This is a genomic window from Gottfriedia acidiceleris (assembly GCF_050457485.1).
In the GTDB taxonomy this organism is placed as follows: Bacteria; Bacillota; Bacilli; order Bacillales; family Bacillaceae_G; genus Gottfriedia; species Gottfriedia acidiceleris_D.
This window is the reverse complement of the sequence record NZ_JBCMJM010000009.1, coordinates 13,875-32,544: the sequence shown is the minus strand read 5'-3', so window position 1 is coordinate 32,544 and position 18,670 is coordinate 13,875. Positions and strand designations below refer to the sequence as shown.

The 18,670-nt window shown below is 33.3% G+C and carries 18 protein-coding genes; all 18 read left to right on the top strand.

The annotated features are described in order from the left end of the window. Window positions 1–120 precede the first annotated feature (120 nt). Window positions 121–780 (top strand): tetratricopeptide repeat protein, encoded by a 660-nt coding sequence (locus tag ABEY15_RS10870; protein ID WP_429890105.1) that lies wholly within the window; start codon window positions 121–123, stop codon window positions 778–780. 37 nt (window positions 781–817) lie between these two features. Beyond that, window positions 818–3,175: an SF1B family DNA helicase RecD2 gene (recD2, locus tag ABEY15_RS10865; protein ID WP_429890104.1), complete on the top strand. Its 2,358-nt coding sequence runs from the start codon at window positions 818–820 to the stop codon at window positions 3,173–3,175. 112 nt (window positions 3,176–3,287) lie between these two features. Next, complete coding sequence (locus ABEY15_RS10860) at window positions 3,288–3,476, top strand: hypothetical protein (protein ID WP_069035137.1); 189 nt, start codon at window positions 3,288–3,290, stop codon at window positions 3,474–3,476. A gap of 13 nt (window positions 3,477–3,489) precedes the next feature. Next, complete coding sequence (locus ABEY15_RS10855; protein WP_429890103.1) at window positions 3,490–3,624, top strand: DUF3918 family protein; 135 nt, start codon at window positions 3,490–3,492, stop codon at window positions 3,622–3,624. Between the two features lie 665 nt (window positions 3,625–4,289). Then, on the top strand, window positions 4,290–4,844 hold the full coding sequence (locus ABEY15_RS10850) for a GNAT family N-acetyltransferase (protein WP_429890102.1): 555 nt from the start codon (window positions 4,290–4,292) through the stop codon (window positions 4,842–4,844). 40 nt (window positions 4,845–4,884) lie between these two features. Beyond that, complete coding sequence (locus ABEY15_RS10845; protein ID WP_429890100.1) at window positions 4,885–5,952, top strand: AI-2E family transporter; 1,068 nt, start codon at window positions 4,885–4,887, stop codon at window positions 5,950–5,952. A 356-nt stretch (window positions 5,953–6,308) separates the two neighbouring features. Next, on the top strand, window positions 6,309–8,960 hold the full coding sequence (gene alaS, locus ABEY15_RS10840; RefSeq protein ID WP_429890098.1) for an alanine--tRNA ligase: 2,652 nt from the start codon (window positions 6,309–6,311) through the stop codon (window positions 8,958–8,960). A gap of 114 nt (window positions 8,961–9,074) precedes the next feature. After that, the gene (locus ABEY15_RS10835; RefSeq protein WP_056472706.1) at window positions 9,075–9,341 is read left to right on the top strand and encodes an IreB family regulatory phosphoprotein; all 267 of its coding nucleotides are present in this window, start codon (window positions 9,075–9,077) and stop codon (window positions 9,339–9,341) included. 3 nt (window positions 9,342–9,344) lie between these two features. After that, the gene (gene ruvX, locus ABEY15_RS10830; RefSeq protein WP_069035132.1) at window positions 9,345–9,761 is read left to right on the top strand and encodes a Holliday junction resolvase RuvX; all 417 of its coding nucleotides are present in this window, start codon (window positions 9,345–9,347) and stop codon (window positions 9,759–9,761) included. A 114-nt stretch (window positions 9,762–9,875) separates the two neighbouring features. Further along, the gene (locus tag ABEY15_RS10825; RefSeq protein WP_056472710.1) at window positions 9,876–10,166 is read left to right on the top strand and encodes a DUF1292 domain-containing protein; all 291 of its coding nucleotides are present in this window, start codon (window positions 9,876–9,878) and stop codon (window positions 10,164–10,166) included. Window positions 10,167–10,348: 182 nt separating this feature from the next. Further along, complete coding sequence (mltG, locus tag ABEY15_RS10820) at window positions 10,349–11,383, top strand: endolytic transglycosylase MltG (RefSeq protein ID WP_429890218.1); 1,035 nt, start codon at window positions 10,349–10,351, stop codon at window positions 11,381–11,383. Between the two features lie 363 nt (window positions 11,384–11,746). Then, window positions 11,747–12,406, top strand: coding sequence for an O-methyltransferase (locus ABEY15_RS10815; protein ID WP_429890097.1), 660 nt, complete (start codon window positions 11,747–11,749; stop codon window positions 12,404–12,406). Continuing rightward, window positions 12,399–13,331, top strand: a complete 933-nt coding sequence (locus ABEY15_RS10810) for a peptidase U32 family protein (RefSeq protein ID WP_429890096.1) — start codon at window positions 12,399–12,401, stop codon at window positions 13,329–13,331. Before ABEY15_RS10815 ends, ABEY15_RS10810 begins: the two co-directional genes overlap by 8 nt. A gap of 94 nt (window positions 13,332–13,425) precedes the next feature. Beyond that, on the top strand, window positions 13,426–14,703 hold the full coding sequence (locus ABEY15_RS10805; RefSeq protein WP_429890095.1) for a peptidase U32 family protein: 1,278 nt from the start codon (window positions 13,426–13,428) through the stop codon (window positions 14,701–14,703). 20 nt (window positions 14,704–14,723) lie between these two features. Then, window positions 14,724–15,359 (top strand): uridine kinase, encoded by a 636-nt coding sequence (gene udk / locus ABEY15_RS10800; RefSeq protein WP_056472723.1) that lies wholly within the window; start codon window positions 14,724–14,726, stop codon window positions 15,357–15,359. A gap of 211 nt (window positions 15,360–15,570) precedes the next feature. Beyond that, window positions 15,571–16,047, top strand: coding sequence for a transcription elongation factor GreA (greA, locus tag ABEY15_RS10795; protein WP_429890094.1), 477 nt, complete (start codon window positions 15,571–15,573; stop codon window positions 16,045–16,047). Between the two features lie 73 nt (window positions 16,048–16,120). After that, a complete protein-coding gene (locus ABEY15_RS10790) occupies window positions 16,121–17,881 on the top strand; it encodes a peptidoglycan D,D-transpeptidase FtsI family protein (RefSeq protein WP_429890093.1) in 1,761 nt (586 codons plus the stop codon). A 67-nt stretch (window positions 17,882–17,948) separates the two neighbouring features. Continuing rightward, window positions 17,949–18,545: a YrrS family protein gene (locus ABEY15_RS10785; protein ID WP_429890092.1), complete on the top strand. Its 597-nt coding sequence runs from the start codon at window positions 17,949–17,951 to the stop codon at window positions 18,543–18,545. Window positions 18,546–18,670: the final 125 nt, after the last annotated feature.

The window sequence follows — 18,670 nt, the reverse complement described above, 5'->3', positions numbered from 1 at the left end:
TTGAAATGTATACTATGGTGTGATAGTGTTAAATAGATATATTAAGTTTCTTAAACTGATTAGTATAGAAAATGGAGTCTATCCAAAATAATTGAAAGTAAATACATAGAGGTGTCATATATGAATAATTTTGAACGTGGAGTAGCAGCCCTGCAAGAGGGAAACTTAGAGGATGCAGCTAGTTTTTTAACGAAAGAAATTGAAGAAAATCCTACTAATTCATTAGCGTATGTTAATTTTGGTCAGCTTTTACTATCGATGGGAGATGTCGAACGAGCTTGTCGTTTTTTTGAAAAGGCTTTAGAAATTGATCCGGAATTGGCAGCAGCGCATTATGCAGTTGGAACAGTATATTTTGAAGATGGAAAGTTTGAATTAGCTAAAAAACATTTTCAACATTGTGTGAAACTTGGCATGAATGATAGTGATGTCCATTTTATGATTGGATTATGCTGTGTTAATAATGGAGAAGATCGTTTTGCACTTCCATTTTTCCAACGAGCGATTGAGCTAGATGATAAAGATGTAGACGCATTATTCCAATATGGCCTTACTTTAGCTAAATTAGAAATGTTAGATGAAGCAAAAATTAATTTAGAAAAGGTATTACAATTAGATGAACTTCATGCTGATGCACATTATAATCTAGGCATAATTGCGATGTTTAATGATCAAATTACAACTGCGAAAGACCATTTTAATAAAGCGATTGAAAGTCAAGATGATCATATGCTTGCTATGCATGCTTTAAAAGTAATTGAAAATAAAGAAGTAGAATGAAGCTAGTTTAGTTGTGTTAGTTCGGGGAGGTGGAGAAATGCAAACCCAAAGTGAAATGGAATTGTTTGTTGATGAAACACCATATATTAAAGGGCATATCACAACAATCATCTTTTATAATGCAGAAAATTTTTATACTGTTGCAAAGGTAAAAGTAGTTGATACAAATTTATCAAATTGTGAACAGGAAATGACCATTACTGGGAATATTCCAAGGATGAATGAAGATGAAACATATACATTTAAAGGGACTGTAAAAGACCATCCGAGGTATGGTAAACAATTTCAAATTTCATCATTTGAAAAAGAGCTTCCATCTACTAAAAAAGGTGTTATTCAATATTTATCATCGGATTTATTTAAAGGAATTGGAAAGAAAACGGCTGAGAAAATCGTTGATCATTTAGGTGAAGGTGCAATTAATAAAATTTTAGATAATGCTGATAGCTTAGAAGGTGTTCCCGGGCTGGCAAAATCCAAAGCTAAAGAAATTTATGAAACAATACTATCTCATCAAGGTCTTGAAAAAGTAATCAGCTTTTTAAGTAGCTACGGTATTGGAACTGGTTTATCGATTAAAATTTATAAGACCTATAATGAATCAACTCTTGATGTTATCAGAACAAATCCATTTAAATTAATTGAAGATGTGGATGGGATTGGGTTTGGAAGAGCAGATGAAATTGGTCGAGCAATCGGTATTACAGGAAATCATCCAGATCGGATACGAGCGGGTTGTATTTATATTTTAGAACATTTATCTATGCAAGAAGGACATGTTTATATAACGCAAGATCAGTTTATTGATGAAACTAGACAATTATTAATGAAACAGGATAAAGAGCTTGTCGAAGCAGTCGACATTTCTCGGGAAATGAAACGATTGGTAGCTGACGGAAAGCTAGTAATGGAAGACGAGAGAATCTACCTAGCTGCTCTTTATTACGCTGAGAAGGGCATTGTAAATGCGATCCAAAAATTATTAAGCAATGCTCCAGATTTAGGAGAAATGACTGAAACTAGATTTGCAAAAGAGCTAGAAGACCTCGAATCAAAAATGAATGTAAAATATGCCCCTTCCCAAGCGCAAGCAATAAAAAAAGCTATGGAGTCAGCGATGATGGTCCTTACAGGTGGACCAGGGACAGGTAAAACGACAGTTATTAAAGGAATCGTTAATCTGTTTTCAACAATCCATGATTTATCATTAGATCAGCATTCCTATCCGAAAGAAGATCCATTCCCTTATTTGCTTGCTGCACCTACAGGTAGAGCGGCAAAAAGAATGAGTGAAGCAACTGGATTACCGGCAGTAACAATCCATCGTTTACTCGGTTGGACAAGAGAAGGTGAGTTTAGCCATCATGAGGAAAATCCTTTAAATGGAAAGTTACTGATCATTGATGAGTTTTCAATGGTCGATGTATGGTTAGGGAATCAATTACTAAAAAGCATTCCAGAAGGCTGCCAAGTCATTTTTGTAGGGGATGAGGATCAATTACCTTCTGTTGGCCCAGGTCAAGTCTTAAAGGATTTATTAAACTCTGGTACAGTTCCAACTGTACGATTAAAAGATATTTACCGTCAATCAGAAGATTCTTCGATTATTACGCTTGCACATTATATAAAAGATGGAACAATATCCGAGGATTTATTTGAACAAAGAAAAGATCGTTCATTTATTGGTTGTTCAAGTCAACAAGTTGTTGAAGTCGTCAAAAAAGTGTGTGAAAACGCCAATAAAAAAGGTTTTCCTGTAAGAGATATCCAAGTATTAGCACCGATGTATCGTGGTCCAGCAGGAATTGATGCTCTAAATGAAGGGCTACAAGAAGTGTTTAACCCTAAAAGAGAAAAACAACGTGAAATGAATTTTGGTGATACAACTTTTCGAACAGGTGACAAAGTTCTCCAACTCGTAAACGTTCCTGAGAATAATGTTTTTAATGGAGATATGGGTGAAATTGTAAACATTTTTTTCGCCAAAGAAAATGTAGAACAACAAGATATTATTATCGTTTCATTTGACGGAAATGAAGTGACTTATACTAGACCAGATTTTTCTCAATTAACTCTTGCTTACTGTTGTTCAATTCATAAATCGCAAGGTAGCGAATTTGATATTATTGTGCTTCCAATTGTCAAAAGTTATTATCGAATGCTTCGAAGAAATTTAATTTACACTGCTGTGACAAGAAGTAAGAAGTTCTTAATCATGTGCGGTGAACAAGATGCATTTATTCAAGGCATTGGCAGAACAGATGATGGTCAAAGACAAACTACTCTATGTATGAAACTAAAAGGGATTGAAAATGGTGAAGTACAACTAAACGAAGATTTACCATTTCAGCTTTCAGACGAATTACCAAATCTTTCACCTTATGATTTCATGTAAATGACTAAGAATATATAGTGCAAGACGATTCCTGTACTAACGTATATTTTTATGAAAATTTGGTCACAATGCTTAGAAACATTGCCTTTTTTAGGCTAAGGGAGCGAGCGTTGTGATTTGTCCAAATTGTCATAGTAAAGACTTAGGGAAAATAGGTGTAAATCAATATTATTGTTGGGGATGTTATATTGAACTAACTATTAATAAAGGCATAATTTATACCCACCAAGTTGAAGAAGATGGTACGTTAAGTTCGTTAGATGATTTATTTGACGAAGAGGATCGAAAACTTAGTATGTAGGAGTGGGTAATTGATGGCTAGAAAAAGCTCTTTATTAGGTTTAGGTTTAGGTGCAGGTGCACTTGCGATGAAGTTAATGTACGATAACAAATGGCTTTCTTCAAAGAACATGAAACGTATGAGAAAGTCATTGAAAAAAATGCTTTAATTTTTTTAAGCACATGTCTTTAGAGGCATGTGCTTTTTTACTATCGAAAAAAGAGTGATAACCAAATTTTCGTAAAAGGAGTCGAGTGATGTTGATTTCCACTACTGGGTGCTCGCTTGAGGCCACTGAAAAAGTAAATTTTGAACAAACTTTACTTTTTTCGAAAAATCAATTCCCAAAATAACCTTGATTTTTATAGTTAAAGTGGGGAGGACATATTATTTTTCTACCTACGGCAAGCCTGCGGGGTCTCAGCCTTCCCGCTAATCCCATAGGAATCAAGCACCCCTTTAGTTACAATCAACTTATTCATCAAAAAAAGTTAAACTAAAAACCTAATTTAATATCCTTTACTAGAGTAGCTTATCACCTTGTTAATTAGTTATAGTTCAATTAAGATCGAGCATCAACTTATAATAATAATCATTTGGACTTGTTTTTCTAAAATTAACTCTTAATTATTTTTAACTTCTCAAGAATAAACAATTACAAGAGTTTGTTGATAAATAAAACTGCTCAACCATATTAACGACATGTGCTTTGTTTTTTTCAATGTATTTCATCCAATCCTAATCCTATATTCCAAATATATTTAAAATTTTTTCATTGAGAAAATGAACATCTTCATTTAACATTTATAAAAACATGGAAAAGAGATGGTAAATATGGGAGTGGGAGTTAAGCTTGTTAAGAATGATTTAAAGTATGCAGAGCAGGTTTTTAAATTATCATCAGATCCAGGTGTGAAAGATGTTTTAGGAATAAAAGTAGATCATATTGATGATACAATTGGATTTATTAGCTATATTGTTCAGCAGGAATTAGAAGGTAAGGTAATAAATCGGATAATTTTGAATGAGCAAGATGTGGTTGTCGGTATAACAAGTTTAAAGCACATTGACCGAGGAGATGGAATTTGTCATATCGGCACTTGGATAGGGGTTCCATTTTGGGGACAAGGTTATAATGAAGCTTCAAAAATTGAAATTTTAAAAATTGCTTTTAACGAGTTGAAAATGGACTATGTTTTTGCTGGAGCAAAAGAGTCAAATATTAGATCAAGGCGTGCACAAGAGAAATTGGCTTATATGACAATTGGTGTAGAGAATGAATTTCCAAAAGAACTAACAATCGTTGAAAAAGAGGCAAAAACTAAATGTGTTTTGAATGTCGTGAAGAGAGAAGACTTCGCAAAATTTATAACGACTCACATAATTTAATTGAAATTCTCCATACTATTATCAGTATGGAGGTTTTTTTATGGACGGTTTAAAGTTAAAGTGGATATATCGATTATGTTTATTGTTGCTAATTGGATTAGTTGGAATCGTTTTTTATTATTTAAAACCGGTTTATTTACATATTGTAATTGGTGTTGCAAAATCGATGGTTCCATTTTTGATTGGATTAATAATTTCCTATTTGTTACATCCAGCAATTGAATACATTCATAGAAAAGGGATAAAACGAGTATTTGCGATTTTATTGATCTATTTATTATTTTTTGGAGGGTGTGTACTAGGGCTCTATTTATTACTCCCTATTTTTAAACAACAGTGGCAAGATATTTTAAGAGCTTTTCCTAAAGTAATGGCATTATATGATAATTTTTTATCAAAAATCGAACGAAAGACTTCGAGGATGCCAATTTTTCTTCATAATCGTATTGATTTAATGATTAATGGTGCTGAAAAATCGGGTTTATCATTATTGAATAAATCTGGTGAATGGATGAAGCAATTAGTAAATAATATTATTTCACTCTTTATCATTCCGTTTATCGTTTTTTATTTTTTAAAAGACTATAAGGTTTTATCGAATATGTTTTGGAAAATTATCCCTTACAAATGGCGATATGAAGCAAAAGGTTTAGCAAAAGAACTTAATAATACATTTGGTAAATATATTCGTGGTCAAATATTAGTTTGTTTTTTACTGTTTGGATTAGCAACAATATTTCTATGGATTGTTCGAATGAAATATGCTCTAGTATTAGGAGTGGTCATAGGAATAACAGATATCATTCCGTATTTCGGACCGGTTATTGGAGCTGTACCAACCTTGTTTCTAGCCGCTTCGGAAGGGACAAGTTTATTAATTAGAGTAGGTATTACTTTAATTATTTTACAATTGATTGAAGGTAACGTCCTTTCACCGCTCATTATTGGAAAATCAATTCATACTCATCCAGTTATTATTATGTTTTCTTTATTAGTTGCAGGTGAAATAGCTGGTTTTATTGGTTTGTTAATTGCGGTTCCATTATTAGTTGTCATTATTTCTGTTATTCGCTATTACAGTAATAGAAAAGAACGTCTCTCAACTTGACTTTCATTTTTGACAATGATACTATTTTTTCATACAATTTATATTTGCAAAATTTTGAAGGAACAAGTATGTCACTAAACCATTTAAGCTTATGCAAAAGAGAGAAGTTTCCTAGGCTGAGAGAAACTTTAATGAAGGGTGACAGAAAAGCTACTCCTGAATGCAGCTAATCACTGACGCGTCAGACCACGTTACGGTCTCTTGAGGTGATGAATAGACTTCGAGGCATTTTGCCTAAGCAACTAGCTTTCTATTCATAATCAGGGTGGTATCGCGAGTACATCTCGTCCCTGTTTTAGGGACGGGATTTTTTTGTTTTTATAACATTATAAATTTACTAAATGGAGGTTAATATAATGAAAAAGCTAACTGCAGCTCAAATTCGCCAAATGTACTTAGACTTCTTTAAAGAAAAAGGTCACTCTATTGAGCCAAGTGCATCTTTAGTACCAGTAGAAGATCCAACGTTATTATGGATTAATAGTGGTGTAGCGACATTAAAAAAATATTTTGATGGTCGAGTAATTCCAGAGAATCCAAGGATAACAAATTCTCAAAAATCAATTCGAACAAATGATATTGAGAATGTTGGGAAAACAGCTCGTCACCATACATTTTTTGAAATGCTAGGTAATTTCTCAATCGGAGATTATTTCCGTGAAGAAGCTGTAACATGGGGTTGGGAGCTTTTAACTTCATCTGAATGGTTTGGCTTTGAAAAAGAAAAATTATACGTTACTGTTTATCCTGAAGATAAAGAAACGTATGATTTATGGATTAAATTAGGATTAGATCCTGAGCATATCATCCTGTTAGAGGGTAACTTCTGGGAAATTGGTGAAGGACCATGTGGACCTTGTACAGAGATTTTCTATGATCGTGGTACAAAATACGATCCAGAAAACATTGGAATTAAATTATTAAAAGAGGATTTAGAAAATGATCGATATTTAGAAATTTGGAATATTGTATTCTCTCAATTTAATTCAAAAGATGGTTTAGACCGCAAAGAATACCCTGAATTACCAAACAAAAACATTGATACTGGTATGGGCTTAGAACGTATGGCAAGTGTACTACAAGAAGTAGACACAAACTTTGACACTGATTTATTTATGCCAATTATCAATGTTGTTGAAACAATTTCTGGTCAAAAATATCGAAATGGACAATTAGATCAAGATACTGCTTTTAAAGTAATTGCTGACCATATACGTACAGTATCTTTTGCTGTTGCAGATGGCGCTCTTCCTTCAAATGAAGGTCGCGGATATGTCTTACGTCGATTAATCCGTCGTGCTGTTCGTTTTGCTAAAAAATTAGGTATTGAACGTCCATTTATGTTTGAACTTGTTCCAGTTGTTGCAGAAATCATGGAAAGCTACTATCCAAATGTAAAAGAAAAAGTACCGTTCATTCAAAAAGTAATTAAAAATGAGGAAGAGCGTTTCCATGAAACATTACATGAAGGATTATCACTTCTTACAAATGTAATGAAGGATGCAAAAGCTAAAGGTAGTACTGTAATTAAAGGTGAAGATGTTTTCCGTCTTTATGACACATATGGATTCCCGATAGAATTAACGGAAGAATATGCAGAAGAAGAAGGATTAACAGTAGATCATGACGGTTTCGAAGTTGAAATGGAAAAACAACGTGAGCGTGCTCGTTCTGCAAGACAAGATGTTGACTCAATGCAGGTACAAAGTGAAGCACTCCGTGAAATCAAGGAAACTTCAACTTTTGTAGGTTATAGCGAAGGTTCGGTTGAATCTACAGTTCTTGCTCTAGTACAAGACGGAGAAAAAGTTGAAGATGTAGCAAATGGCGAAGAAGCTCATTTAATTCTTGATGTAACTCCTTTCTACGCTGAAAGTGGAGGTCAAATTGCAGACCGTGGAACGTTAACTGCTCCTGGTTTAAAAGTAGAAGTGCTTGATGTTCAAAAAGCTCCAAACGGACAAAATTTACATCGAGTGAAAGTTGTTGAAGGTGCGTTATCAGTTGGTGCTAAAGTTGAATCAACAATTAATAAAGCTAACCGTTCAAGTATTGTAAAGAACCACACAGCTACTCACTTATTACACCAAGCATTAAAGGATGTACTTGGAACTCATGTAAATCAAGCTGGTTCATTAGTAAACCAAGAACGCTTACGTTTTGACTTCTCACATTTCGGTCAAGTAACGTCTGAAGAACTTGAAATAATTGAAAAAATTGTGAATGAAAAAATTTGGGAAAGCATTCAAGTTCAAATTTCTGAAAAAGCAATTGCTGAAGCAAAAGCAATGGGAGCAATGGCATTATTCGGTGAAAAATATGGTGATGTAGTACGAGTAGTACAAGTTGGGGATTATAGTCTTGAACTATGTGGCGGATGTCATGTTGATAACACAGCATCAATCGGTACTTTTAAAATAATTTCTGAGTCAGGAATTGGAGCTGGTACGCGCCGTATTGAAGCAGTAACTGGCAAATCAGCTTACGAATATATGCAAGAACAAATTGGTCAACTAAAAGAGGCAGCTAGCCTATTAAAATCAAATACGAAAGACGTTGTTGCTCGTATTGAAACTTTACAATCAGATTTAAAACAAGTACAAAAAGAGAATGAGTCACTTTCTTCAAAATTAAGCAATATTGAAGCAGGAAATATTAGTAATAACGTGAAAGAAGTAAATGGAGTAAAATTCGTTGCTGCTAAAGTAAATGGAGCAGATATGAATAGTCTTCGCACAATGGTTGATGACCTTAAAAATAAAATTGGTTCTGTTGTTGTATTACTTGGTTCTGCTAATGAAGGTAAAGTAAACTTAATTGCTGGTGTTACAAAAGATTTAGTAGGCCAGGGATATCATGCAGGAAATCTAATAAAAGAAGCTGCTTCAATTTGTGGCGGAGGAGGCGGAGGCCGTCCTGATATGGCTCAAGCTGGCGGGAAAGATCCTTCGAAATTAGACGAGGCTGTTGCTTTTGTTGAAAAATGGATGAACACGATTTCAAAATAATACAAAAATCGTGTACAATAACAGATATAAAAATTTTTAGCTGATTCGTAACTGCGTAATAAAAATGGTACAATGTAATTAGCTAAAAATATACGGATAAGTGGGGTGCTTTGTATGGATTCATTTGATAAAACGATGAAGTTTAGTTTGCAAGATGAAGGTCAAGATATACGAGTTAATGAAGTTTTGTTAAAGGTTCATGACGCGTTACAAGAAAAAGGCTATAATCCAATCAATCAAATAGTAGGATACTTATTATCAGGTGATCCTGCATACATTCCTCGTCACAATGACGCAAGAAGTATGATGAAAAAATTAGAACGTGATGAAATCATTGAGGAATTAGTAAAATCTTACTTACAACAACATCGTGGAGAATAATTAATGAGAGCACTTGGGCTAGATGTAGGTACTAAAACAATTGGTGTAGCTGTAAGTGATGCTCTTGGTTGGACAGCTCAAGGTATTGAGACAGTCAAAATTGATGAAGAACGTCAGAAATTTGGACTAGACCGACTAAAAGAAATTATCGACAGCTACGAAATCGAAAAAATAGTTGTAGGCTTACCTAAAAATATGAACGGAAGTATTGGAGAACGCGGTGAAGCTTGTACTCGTTTTGGAAAAATGATTGAAGAAGAATTCAATCTTCCGGTTATACTATGGGATGAAAGACTTTCAACAATGGCTGCCGAACGTTTTCTAATCTCTGCTGACGTAAGTCGTAAGAAAAGAAAGCAAGTAATTGATAAAATGGCAGCAGTAGTTATTTTACAAAACTACTTAGATAGTATAAAGTGATAAAGAAGAATGGAGATTGGCCGACAACAAGAGTATTTGCATGATAACTTATTGGTCGGCCCCTCCAACTATTCACTTATACATAAAAGGATTAAAATAATTGAGGTGATATAAATGGAACACGGTGAAGACAGACAAATTACTATCATCGATGAGGAAGGTAATGAGATTCTTTGTAATATTATCATGACTTTTGAATCAGATGATTATGGTAAATCATACGTAATTTATAGTCCAGTTGGACAAGAGTTTGATGAAGATGGAGACCCAATCTATCATGCATCTAGCTTCATTCCTGCAGAAGATGGTGAAGATGGAGAGTTATATCCAATCGAATCTGACGAAGAGTGGGAAATGGTTGAAGAAGTATTAAACACTTTCTTTGACGAAGAAGAAGGAGAATAATATCTCTGGATTTAAAAATGCTAAGCGCTTATAAAAGTGTTTAGCATTTTTTTTATGTAGAAAATTGCCGATTTAGCACATATTTGTAGTATACTATAACGTGGAAAAGGAGGTAGATAAGTTTGTCATTTAATGATTTTGATAAAAATGGATACAAGAATACAAATAAAAAAAGCAGAGGTATGCTTATTTTTACATATTTTATTATTGCTTGTATTGTCGTAGTTGGAGCGGGTTTTGCAACTTATAAATATATGTTAAAACCTGTTAATTCAGCAAATAAACAAATTAAATTGGTAACAATTCCTGAAGGAAGCTCTGTTGATAATATTGCAGCAATTTTTAAAAAGAAAAACTTAATAAAAAATACATCAATTTTTAAACTATATGTGAAGTTGCATAACAACGCTAGTCTAAAATCAGGGAATTATCATTTTAGCGAAAACCAAGGGGTTGCAACGATTGTAAACCACTTACAGGTAGGTGGTAAATATCAAGTTGCAGTTAAGGATTTAATGATTCCTGAAGGTTCTCAAATAAACGAAATCGCAGCGATTATTGCAAAAGGATTTAAATTAGATCAAGCAGCTGTACTAAAACAGTTGAATGATAAAGCATTTATTCAAGGGCTACAAAAAAAGTTTCCTCAATTAATAACGAATGATGTTTTTAAACCTGGAATTCGCTATCCGTTAGAAGGGTACTTATATCCTTCAACATATATGTATGGGGATTTTACTCCGAGCTTAGAGGAAATTATCACACCTATGCTAAATGAAACAGTGAAAATTTTAGATCAATATAAAGCAGAAATGAGTAACAAAAAACTTACGCCTCATCAGACATTAACAATGGCCTCGTTAATTGAGGAAGAAGCAACTGGTACAACCGATCGAAAGTTAATTTCAAGTGTATTTTATAATCGACTTAAAATAGGAATGCCATTGCAAACGGATCCAACAGTTTTGTATGCACTGGGTAAACATAAAGAACGTGTATTATATAAAGATTTAGAAGTTAAATCTCCTTATAATACTTATTACGTTAAAGGGTTACCAGTAGGACCAATCGCAAGTGCTGGCGTTGAAAGTATAGTAGCTGCACTTGATCCTGCCAAATCAGATTATTTATATTTCCTTGCGGATAAAACAGGTAAAGTGATCTTTACAAAATCGTTAGCAGAGCACAATACTGAAAAAGAAAAGCATATAAAATAAAAAGTTGGAAATACTTGTATAATATAGAAAACTCTTCGAGTAACAAGCCTTTTAGGCGATGACAGAGGCGTTGTTATACTTATACTTTATCCTAAAATTGGCAACCACGTCGAGTAATCTACTTGCTGACAATTTATAATTACTTAAAGTCCAAATATTAAATTCCTCAGTAGTATAAATAGTCTACTGAGGAATTTTGTAAATTAAAAAATAGTGAAAGCGTTGCAACAATTCTTGGTACTAGCCAAGGGTCTTTTTTTTATGTTAGAATATTACGGGTCTAAAAAAATTCAGATACACAGAAATTTTACTTACACCTTGTTTTAAGACAAGGTTGTATTTCTATTGGAGGCTTTATAAGCAATGAATGACGTTTTAGTTCGTCAATACTTGGCGAATTTTTATAAACATAGAGAACCTTTTATAGAAGAAATGGAAACATATGCATTTGAGCATCATGTGCCGATAATGGATAAAGCAGGCATGGAATTTATGCTTGGTTTACTTTATTTAATACAGCCAACTTCCATTCTTGAAATTGGTAGTGCGATAGGTTATTCAAGTATTCGAATGGCAAAAGAGTTTCCAAATGTGAAGATTGTTACAATGGAGCGAAATGCAGAGAGAATTCGAAAAGCAAAAGAGTTTATTGAGCGAAGTGAATACAGTAATCGAATTCTCCTTTTAGAAGGTGATGCTTTACTTTTAAAAGAAAAGTTGCCTGAGAACAGACAATTTGATGTTATTTTTATCGACGCAGCTAAAGCTCAGTATAAACGATTTTTTGAATTGTATGAGCCTTTGTTATCGGACAGAGGTGTTATCATTTCAGATAATGTTTTATTTAAAGGCCAAGTTGCTGAAAGTGCGGATTTAGTTGATGATCGACGAAAGAAAGCTTTAATAAAAAAGATTCAAAATTACAATGAATGGCTAATGAATCACCCTGAGTATGATTCGACAATTATACCAATTGGTGATGGAGTTGCTATTAGTAAGAAAAGGGGAGTTAATAATGATTAAGCCTGAATTATTAGTTACGCCAACTAATCTAAATGATATAGATAAATTAGCTGATGCTGGTGCAGACGCAGTTATTATTGGTGAACAACGTTTTGGATTACGCTTAGCGGGCGAATTTAATCGTGAAGCTGTAAAAGAAGCAGTAGAAATTGCACATAAAAAAAATGTAAAAGTATATGTAGCGATGAATGGCGTTTACCACAATGAGATTCTTGATGAAATTGAAGATTATATTTCTTTTTTAAGAGATGCAAATGTGGATGCAATTGTATTCGGAGATCCTGCAGTTCTTATGTCAGTACGTGCGATTGCACCTAATATGCAATTACACTGGAATACAGAAACAACGGCTACAAACTGGTTTACTTGTAATTACTGGGGGAAACGTGGATCAAAACGTGCGGTATTAGCTAGAGAATTAAGCTTTGAAGCTGTCGCTGAAATTAAAGAAAATGCTAAAGTAGAAATCGAAGTACAAGTACATGGCATGACTGCTATGTTCCAATCAAAACGTTCACTTGTTGGTAACTATTTTGAATACCAAGGAAAGAATTTAGAAATCCTTGAGCAAAAGAAATATGAAGATAATATGTTCTTAGTTGACCACGAGCGTAATAATAAATATCCAATTTTTGAAGACCAAAATGGAACTCATATTATGAGTCCAAATGATATTTGTATTGTTAACGAGTTAGAAGAATTAGTTGATGCAGGTATTGATTCATTCAAAATTGACGGTGTCTTAAAATCTTCAGAGTATATCGTTGAAGTAACAAAACTATACAGACAAGCTATAGACCTATGTGTAGAAGACCGTGAAGCTTACGAAGAAATCAAAGACGAACTTTTCGACAAAATCGAAGCAATCCAACCTGTAAACAGACCACTGGACACAGGATTCTTCTTTAAAGAAACAGTTTATTAATAGAGGTAAGGATATATGATGGAAAAGCAGGAAAGACAGGGAATTCTAGAACTAGAACCTTGTATCTTACCTGTATTAAAGAGGAGGACTAATAATGGCAATTGGACAATTAGATAAAATAGTTGATGGCAAACGTGTAATCGTGAAGAAACCTGAGCTATTAGCACCGGCTGGTAATTTAGAAAAATTAAAAATTGCAGTAAGATATGGCGCAGATGCTGTATTTATTGGTGGTAGAGAGTTTGGTTTACGTTCGAATGCAGATAACTTCTCTATAGAAGAAATGGCTGAAGGAGTACAATTTGCAAACAAATTTAATGCGAAAATTTATGTAACAACAAATATATTTGCTCATAACGAAAACATGGACGGATTAGTTGAGTATTTACAAGGCATTGAAGCTGCAGGAGTTACGGGTATTATTGTAGCTGACCCATATATTATTGAAACATGTAAAGAAGCTGCACCTAAATTAGAGGTACATTTAAGTACACAACAATCTTTATCAAATTATCGTGCTGCACAGTACTGGAAAGAAGAAGGATTACATCGATTAGTATTAGCACGTGAGACAAGCTATGAAGAAATAAAAGAAATAAAAGAAAAAGTAGATGTTGAAATTGAAACGTTTATTCATGGAGCAATGTGTATTGCTTATTCTGGCCGTTGTACACTGAGTAATCATATGACTGCACGTGATTCGAACCGTGGTGGATGCTGTCAATCATGTCGTTGGGATTACGATTTAGTTCAAACTGAGTCACAAAATCCAGATGCAACAGAAAATGCTTTATTTGCTGAAGAAGATGCACCATTTGCAATGAGCCCGAAAGATTTAAATTTATTACGTTCAATTCCTAAATTTATTGAAATGGGTGTAGATAGTTTAAAAATTGAAGGACGTATGAAATCAATTCATTACGTAGCAACAGTTGTATCTGTTTATCGTAAATTAATTGATGCATATTGTGCTGACCCAGATAACTTTGAATTTAAAGAAGAATGGGTTGAAGAACTAGATAAATGTGCTAATCGTGACACTGCTTCTTCATTCTTTGAAGGATTCCCAGGAATGAAAGAGCAAATGTATGGAAATCATAGCAAAAAAACAACGTATGATTTTGCAGGTCTTGTATTAGACTATGATGATGAAACTGGTATCGCAACAATCCAACAACGTAACTACTTCAAACCAGGTGACCAAATTGAATTCTTTGGGCCTGAAATTGAAAACTTCAAACAAACAGTTGGTGTAATTGTTAATGAAGATGAAACAGAAGTAGACGCTGCAAGACATCCATTAGAAATTGTAAAAATTAAAGTGGATCAAAAAGTTTATCCTTACAACATGATGAGAAAAAAGTTAGTTTGATAAGAAAGAGGGATTGAAGTATGGGGAATAAGCCCATTGTAATTGGAATTGCTGGAGGGACTGGCTCTGGTAAAACTTCTGTAACAAAAGCAATTTATGATCAATTTAAAGGTCATTCAATTTTAATGATTCAGCAAGATTCTTATTATAGAGATCAAACGCATTTACCAATGGAAGAAAGATTGAAAACAAATTATGACCATCCATTAGCATTTGATAATGATTTGTTTATTGAGCATATAAAAGATTTATTGCAATACAAAGCAATTGAAAAACCTGTATATGACTATACAATTCATACAAGATCTTCAGAAACAATCCCTGTAGAGCCAAAAGAAGTTATTATTTTAGAAGGTATTCTAGTATTAGAAGACGAGCGTTTACGTGACTTAATGGATATAAAGATATTTGTAGATACGGATGCTGACTTACGAATCCTTCGTAGAATACAACGAGATATAAAAGAACGTGGAAGAACAGTTGATTCTGTAGTAGATCAATATGTAAATGTTGTACGCCCTATGCATAATCAATTCTGTGAACCATCTAAGAAATTCGCAGATATTATCATACCAGAAGGTGGTCAGAACTTTGTGGCTATTGATTTAATGGCTACAAAAATTCAGACTATACTTGAAAGAGTAAGTGTATTATAATACGTTCATATGAGAGAATAATTCCTAAAAATAATTTTGGAAAGATGGAGAAGCACTCACTTCTTCATCTTTCTATATAAAAGAATGCGTTTTCATAAGTTGAATGTTTCATTAATTATTCTCATACACTGTTTGTACAACTACATTGTATAAACAGATATTTAGAAGTTCTACATAAAAGAAACGGTGGATACTAAAAGGAGTGTACAAAATGGCTAACGAAAAAAAATTCCCTATGACTTTAGCTGGGAAACAAAAATTAGAACAAGAATTAGAAAATTTAAAAACAGTAAAGCGTGCTGAAGTAGTAGAGCGTATTAAAATTGCTCGTAGCTTTGGTGACCTTTCAGAGAACTCTGAATACGATGCTGCAAAAGATGAGCAAGCATTTGTTGAAGGTCGTATTACAACTTTAGAAAATATGATTCGTAATGCTGAAATTATTACTGAAAATAATGATGTATCAGATACAGTAACTTTAGGTAAATCTGTAACTTTCTTAGAATTACCAGCTGGTGACGAAGAAACTTACACAATTGTAGGTAGTGCTGAGGCTGACCCATTTGAAGGTAAAATTTCAAATGATTCTCCAATCGCAAAAAGCTTATTAGGCAAAACTGTTGGTGAAGAAGTAACAGTTAATACTCCAGGTGGAGATATGCAAGTAAGAATTACTGCTGTTAAATAATTTGATTTGTTCAACAATTTAATTGTTTGAAAAAAGAACACCCCGTCTACACTGTAGATGAGGTGTTTTTTATATGCATAGACGGATAAAAGCCATATTAATTATATTTTCGTTACTATTTTTTTTAATCGCATACAGATGTTTAGATATTAGTGTACTTCATCAAAAGAATTTTGGCCCACAAAAGGTAAATTTAATTGAACGAAGTGTTGCTCAAAGAACATTTCAGTTTCGGATTGATAATGGACGTGGAAAAATACTTGACCGAAATGGAAAATTATTAAGTGCAGCTTACACTCCAAAAGTTATTTTATTTCCATTTTTAAAAACAATCGATTGGCCGATTGAAAAATTATCGTCGATTACAGGAGTACCGGTTGCAAATATTAAAAATCAGTTTAATGGTAAAAAAGAGCCTTTTACATTAGAAGGAATGACAAAAACATTAACATCGGAAAAAATTGATGAAATAAATAATTTACATGTTTCTGGATTAATTTCCATGTTGTCTCAAGACAAAGACGATAAACAATTGGCAGAACACCTAATTGGAATAGCTAGAGAAAATAAAGAACAATATGAAAAACAGTATGAAAGTGATCGAGATTATAAGCCTAAAGAATTTGGAGTAATTGGTTTAGAAGCTCAGTTTGAAGATTTCTTAAAATCTGATGGAACATCTAATTTAATGCTTCACGTAGACAATTTAGGTAAACCGATGTTTGGAAATGAAGTAAAATATGCGAAACCTAGTAATCCATTTTATCCAGTTTCCCTATCAACTACATTAGATAAAGATTTACAACAAATATTAGAACAAGCTGTTGACCAAGCTAAACTTCAAAAAGGTGCTGCTGTGCTAATTGACGTAAAGACTAACAATTTATTAGCAATGGTTAGCCGACCAAAAATGAATTTCCAAAATTTATTTTCCTCGAATGATAATACAGCGACTAATTATGCACTATTAGCTAGTACACCTGGTTCAGTCTTTAAAACAGTTGTAGCGGCTGCCGCAATAGATCAAGGAATTGTGAAAGAAAATCAAATGTATAATTGTAATAATAATCTAGTCGGTAAATACGAAGATGAAGAGAAAAAGCGAAAAGGAAATTTAAATTTTCAACAAAGTTTCTATGAAAGTTGTAATTACACATTTGGCCAATTAGGTAAGCAATTAACTTTAAAAAATAAAGATATGTTTCAAACATATGCTAAAAAGTTAGGATTAGATGGTCCAGTAGGATGGACAGGATCTGTCTATCATGAGTCTAATTTTAGTCAATTACAAAATGAAGGGAAACCAACTTATTTTGTAGGAAACTATTTAAGTGATAAGCTCTTAAATACTTCCATTGGGCAACAGGATGTAAAAGTATCCCCTTTAGCTGTAGCTAATATGATGGCTACTATTGCACGAGGTGGTAGCCCAAAACAAGTAAAAGTAGTAGATTCTGTATTATATAAAAATGGTACAGAAATGTTTAAATTCCCAGAACAGACATTAGCTGATGATTATCTAGCTCCAGATTCAATGCAACAATTAAGAGAGTTACTTCGAGGTGTAGTTACGGATGCAAAAGGAACAGGAAATCGATATACTAGTTTGCCTTACACTTTAGCAGGGAAAAGTGGTACAGCAGAAACAAAAGTAGTAGATGGTAAAATTGTTGAACAAAACAAATGGTTTGCAGGGTATTTTCCATATGATAAGCCGAGATATGCATTCGCAGTAGTTAGTTTAAATGTTTCAAACGAAGTTACATCTACCTCTGACACTGTTACAAGTTTAATAAAATCTATATATAACTTTGATAAAAACCACACAAAATAGCTATTTTTAATTAATTAACTCTATGTTAAAATAGGGAAAAATTAGTTGTTTTTGGAGGATTTTGTAAATGTCTTCAATTGAACCAAACAAAAGGGTCCAAAAATTAAGACGAGTACGAAGAGGAAATTATTTTTTCCGAATACTACTTATTCCACTTCTTTTTGGAATCATCTATTTAGGGATAAAAATAACATTACCAATCGTCAACCAACAAAAGATAGAGCCTAATACTGCAAAAGCTCAGATTACTACGATTGCTCAAGAACCAAAGCAAATGACAGATATACCGAATCCTTATCAAGCGAAATATCGAGAAAAAGTAAATGAGATTATTAAAGATTCAATAAATGATGAAAATATTTTAGAATCGACTGTAAAAGAATGGATACCTAATAAAACAAGACAAGTTGAGCCTCATAAAGTTCATTATAGTCATAAGTCTCAGGACTTTTATGAAATGGAAGAAGCAGTATCAAATGCGATTTCTTTAACAAAAGAAGATTATTCAATTTGGCATATTAGTCAAGGATACGATCAGCAAAGTATAAATGTATACGTTGCCACAAACGACTTAAGCTATAAATATGTCATATACTTACATTGGGTTGTAAAAGAAGGCTGGCTCCCTATTTTGGTACAAGAAGTAAAAGAGTTAAAGTATTAAAAGCTAAAAAGATTGAGTCTCTACGGGAGCAAACGATAAGGTTACGCCACATGGAAGCGAGCTCCTTTTTGGGAAACTTTTTTAGATTTAAAGTGTTTTTTGTTGTACGCATTCTTAAAGATGAA